This is a genomic window from Silvanigrella sp. (assembly GCF_044369315.1).
Classification (GTDB): domain Bacteria; phylum Bdellovibrionota_B; class Oligoflexia; order Silvanigrellales; family Silvanigrellaceae; genus Silvanigrella.
The window spans coordinates 1-4,489 of record NZ_JBIPMD010000254.1 but is presented as its reverse complement, the minus strand read 5'-3'; the positions used below and the strand labels follow the sequence as shown (position 1 = coordinate 4,489).

Below are 4,489 nucleotides of genomic sequence, written 5' to 3'. Positions count from 1 at the left end.
CTCTGTATGTTTCCACTTGAAATCCATCTCTACTTCCCCCAATTACAATCCAAGGAAGATACTTTACTCTCATATGATCTTTTTTTGCAACAGAACCAATAAAATTGGTAGTCATTAATTTATTTAATAATTATAATTTATTGTTATTTCTGCTTAAAATAAAAAATATTATTCATTAATTTTATATAAAAAATTTTTTTGTATTTGTATGTTTTATTAAAAATGATTAAAAAAAATATTTTTTGCAATAAAATAAAAAACAATTTGACTGAATAGTCAATTCGTTGTAAAACGTGCTAGTCCCTTGTTTCTTATTATGTAAAAATTTTCTTTAATTATAATGGGTGATGTCATGAGTATATTTACATTTATTAAATTATTTATCACTATTACTTCTTGTGGCATATTTATTCTATCAAAAACAAAAATGGAAGCAAAGGGCGATCATTCAAAAACAAAATTGAAAATTGAAAATATTCATTATGCCAAAAATAAGATTTCCTATTTCTAATATTTCAAATTAATATAGGTCATATAATGAGTATAAGAATATTTTTTATTTGGGTTCTATTTTTCATATCGTTATTTTATTATTTAAATATAAAATAAATAATTACATCATTAATAAAAAGAATAAATATAGAAATATATTTATTCTTTAAACACACCTATTGCACCATCTCCTTCAGATCTTGGGTCTGCAAAACCATAATAAATTTGGTTTTGTTTCTTTTGTTCTGCAGTTTGAACTGAGCCATAAGGGTGTCCTAACTTTAATTTATGTCCCATTTTAGTTAATTTTTCTATTGTATCTGGACTTATTCCATCTTCATAATAAATTTCATCAGGCCATAATTGACTGTGAAACTTTGCTTTTGAAGTTGCTGTAGCAATATTTTTATTATAATCAATATAATTAACTAATACATTGAATATTTGTGTTATAATTCTACTTCCACCTGGCGCTCCCGTTGCAAGAATGGGTTCAAAATTTTCATTCAATAATAAGGTTGGTGTCATTGAACTTAAAGGTCTTTTTTGAGGTTCAATTGCATTTGCTTTTCCTTGAATAAGTCCGTACGAATTTGGAACGCCAACTTTGGCAGTAAAATCTCCCATTTCATTGTTTAATAAAAATCCGGTACCTTTTACAGTTTTTCCATTTCCATAAGAAAAATTTAAGGTATATGTATTTGATACCATATTACCATCTTTATCAATTACGGAAAAGTGTGTTGTGTTACCCGATTGATCTAATGCTACTTTTATTCCATTTGTTTGTATTTTTGATGATGGTGTATGTCTAATTAAATTTATTCTTTTAAAAAGATGATAAGCATATTCTTTTGAAGTTAATTTTTGAATTGGATTCTTTACAAAATTAGGATCTCCTAATTGGTTATTTCTGTCATGATATGCATAGTTCATAATTTCAGTCATGATGTGATAATATTTAGCACTATTTAAAGGAACATTTTTTAAATCAAAATTTTCTAAAATATTCAACATTTCAATTAAAGTAACGCCTCCTGAGCTTGGCGGAGGGACCGATATGACATTATACCCTCTATATTTTCCAAATATTGGAGTCATTTCTTCTGCTTTATAGTTAGCGAGATCTTCATAAGTAATTATACCGTTATTTTCTTTCATATCCTGAATTATTTTATTTGCTATTTCTCCTTGATAAAATGCATTTGTTCCTTCTTTAGATATTTTTTCTAAAGTATTTGCAAGGTCTGTTTGTATAAATAATTCTCCTGTTTTTCTAGCTTCATTGTTATTATTAAAATATATTTTTTTAGATTCAGGACTAGTCAATAATAAATCCTTTGATTCTTCTAACGAATTTGAAAAAGCATGAGTTACAGCAAAACCATTACGCGCAAGATCAATGGCTGGTTTCATGACAATTGCTAATGGTAAAGATCCATATTTTTTTAAAGCATAATTTAGTCCGTATACCGTTCCAGGTACTCCACTTGATAAATGGCTTTTATCAATGAGCTCATCATTTACATTCCCTTTTTTATTTAAAAACATATCACGTGTGGCTAATTTAGGGGCTTTTTCTCTGTAGTTAATAGCAATCGCTTTTTTTTCTTTATTAAGCCAAATCATCATAAAACCACCACCTCCAATATTGCCAGCTTCTGGAAATGTAACAGCGAGAGCGTAGCCAACTGCAACTGCGGCATCGACGGCATTTCCTCCTTGGCTTAATATCTTTGCTCCCACTTTTGATGCAATTTCTTCTTCTGTAACAACAATTCCATTTTTTCCATATATTGGTTTAAATATTTCATTAACAAGAAGTTTTGAATTATCAATTTTAAAAGAATTAATTAAAGCAAATGAATTTGTTTCTAAAAATAATAAAATAGTCATAATAAAGAAATATTTTATTTTCATATAGATTCCTTAATGTTGAATTTTAAAATTTAATTTACATTGTAGATTTAATTTTATCAATAAGATTATCGATAAAATTTGTATTTATTATATTTTTAATTATTTTATAGATAATTTAAAATAAACTATTGATAAATTTATTTAAGTTAAAAATTGACAAAATTTATTTAATTTATATTATTTCTTTTTGAAAAGAGGTGTTAATGAATTTTATAAAATATATATCCTATTTAAATTATTTTTGTTTTTTTCTTTTCTTAAATATTAGTATGGGATGTAGGCATACAATAATGAAAACAGAAAAAATTCAAATTCAACAAAAGTTTGATCAATTTAATGAGAATGATCAATCAAGCACAGGAACATCTGTTACGTTTCAATGTCCAAAATATAATAATGGGGATGAAATAACATTTAATAGCGGGCTTCAATCCATAGATGGAATAAAAACTCAAAATAAGAGCTTATATCGAATAGGAAGTACCACAAAATTATTTATTGCAGTAATAATATTGCAACTTGAAGAAGAAGGTAAAATTTCAATACATGATTCCTTATTTAAGTATTTTCCAAAGGAGTATGAAAAATGGAGTGATGTCAAAATTTCTCAATTATTAAATATGACAAGCGGAATTAATAATTATTTTGGTAAGGAAATAAATCCTATTCCACCTAAATTTTTATCTGAACCAAGCTATCATTATACAAAAGAAGAACTGTTAAATTTTGTAGTTCATGATGATCTAAATTTTATACCAGGTGAGAGATGGGAATATTCTAACACAAATTATATTTTACTTGGAAAAATAATTGAAATTGTGACTAAAAACTCAATATCATCGGAGTTGAAAAATAGAATTTTGATTCCGTTAAAATTAAAACAAACATTTTTTGTTGAGCACTTGCCAAAGAATGAAATTCCCGTTTATGAGCTTGAAAATTTGATGACGGGATATTTTTACGGATATTCAATTCTTTCTCCCAATGGATTTGATGTGAAAGATTTTAGTTTATCTCAAGCAGGTTCTGCTGGTGGAATGATTGCAAATACCATAAATTTAAATAAATTTTTAAGAACTTTATTTATAAATAATAAATTATTATTAAACGACATACAATTCAATAAATTAATCTCTAGAGTAGACTTAAATAAGAGAGTAAATGATTATTATGGTTTTGCTATTTTTGATGTTTACAATTTTAAATTCAATTCAAGTGAATATATGCATACAGGAGGAATTTTTGGATTTTCAACAAAAATGTCTTATGTTCCTGAGAAAAATGTTTCATATACATACGCTATAAATTCAGATAACAACAAAAAATTAATTGAATTTAATGAATTAGTAGAATCTATTATTTATAAAGAGTGTTTTTAGTAATTTATTTTAATTATTCATTTACTTTTTTGCAGTCTCTAACTAATAAATTGTTTGCTGTAATAAGTGCTCTCTTTAAAAATTTTTCTTCTGCTCTGGCAGCTATGGTTAATGCAAATATTTGCCAATTAAAGCATAAAAATTTTTTACTTGTTTCATTATCAGATGAATTTCTATATTCATTTAATTTAGCTTGAATTGCTCTAACTGTATTTTTATATAAATCCTGAGTGTCTTCAATGGTATTATAGCTATTAAAAAAAGCGATTTCTAATGCATTTTGCATACATTGATTCATGATAGCTTCCGTATTTAATATTGTATTTTCAAATGCATTCATTATTTGAGTATTTGTTTGCATTCTTTCAATTTTTTCTCTGCATGTAGCTTCAATCTGCTCTCTCTCATTTAAATTTATGTTTTGTGAATATGAATTTCCAAATTGCATAATGATACTTAAAGTTAATAAATATTTAATTGGCTTTATCATGAGCTACCTCTATAAAAAAAGAATTATCAAATTGGATTTTTACTATTAACATATTCAAAAAGAATGTCAAACATATTAGCATACCTAAAGTGATTCCTTTTGGTGGACAATATGCTATGAACTTAGGCGTTCATATAGAAGGGTTGTCCAATGTTAAAGAAGAAATCAGTTAAAAGTCAATATTCTCTTGAGTTTAAAAATCAAGTTC

General features: G+C 25.9%; 3 protein-coding genes. 1 reads left to right on the top strand and 2 read right to left on the bottom strand.

Features of this window, described 5'->3' with window-relative positions; translation table 11 throughout:
* Positions 1-651: 651 nt before the first annotated feature.
* The gene (gene ggt / locus ACIQ56_RS14845; RefSeq protein WP_397601823.1) at positions 652-2,412 is read right to left on the bottom strand and encodes a gamma-glutamyltransferase; all 1,761 of its coding nucleotides are present in this window, start codon (positions 2,410-2,412) and stop codon (positions 652-654) included.
* Positions 2,413-2,702: 290 nt separating this feature from the next.
* Here ggt and ACIQ56_RS14840 point away from each other — a divergent pair, with 290 nt between their 5' ends.
* A complete protein-coding gene (locus tag ACIQ56_RS14840) occupies positions 2,703-3,791 on the top strand; it encodes a serine hydrolase domain-containing protein (protein ID WP_397601822.1) in 1,089 nt (362 codons plus the stop codon).
* 13 nt (positions 3,792-3,804) lie between these two features.
* Here ACIQ56_RS14840 and ACIQ56_RS14835 read toward each other — a convergent pair whose 3' ends face one another.
* A complete protein-coding gene (locus ACIQ56_RS14835; RefSeq protein ID WP_397601821.1) occupies positions 3,805-4,281 on the bottom strand; it encodes a hypothetical protein in 477 nt (158 codons plus the stop codon).
* Positions 4,282-4,489 lie beyond the last annotated feature (208 nt).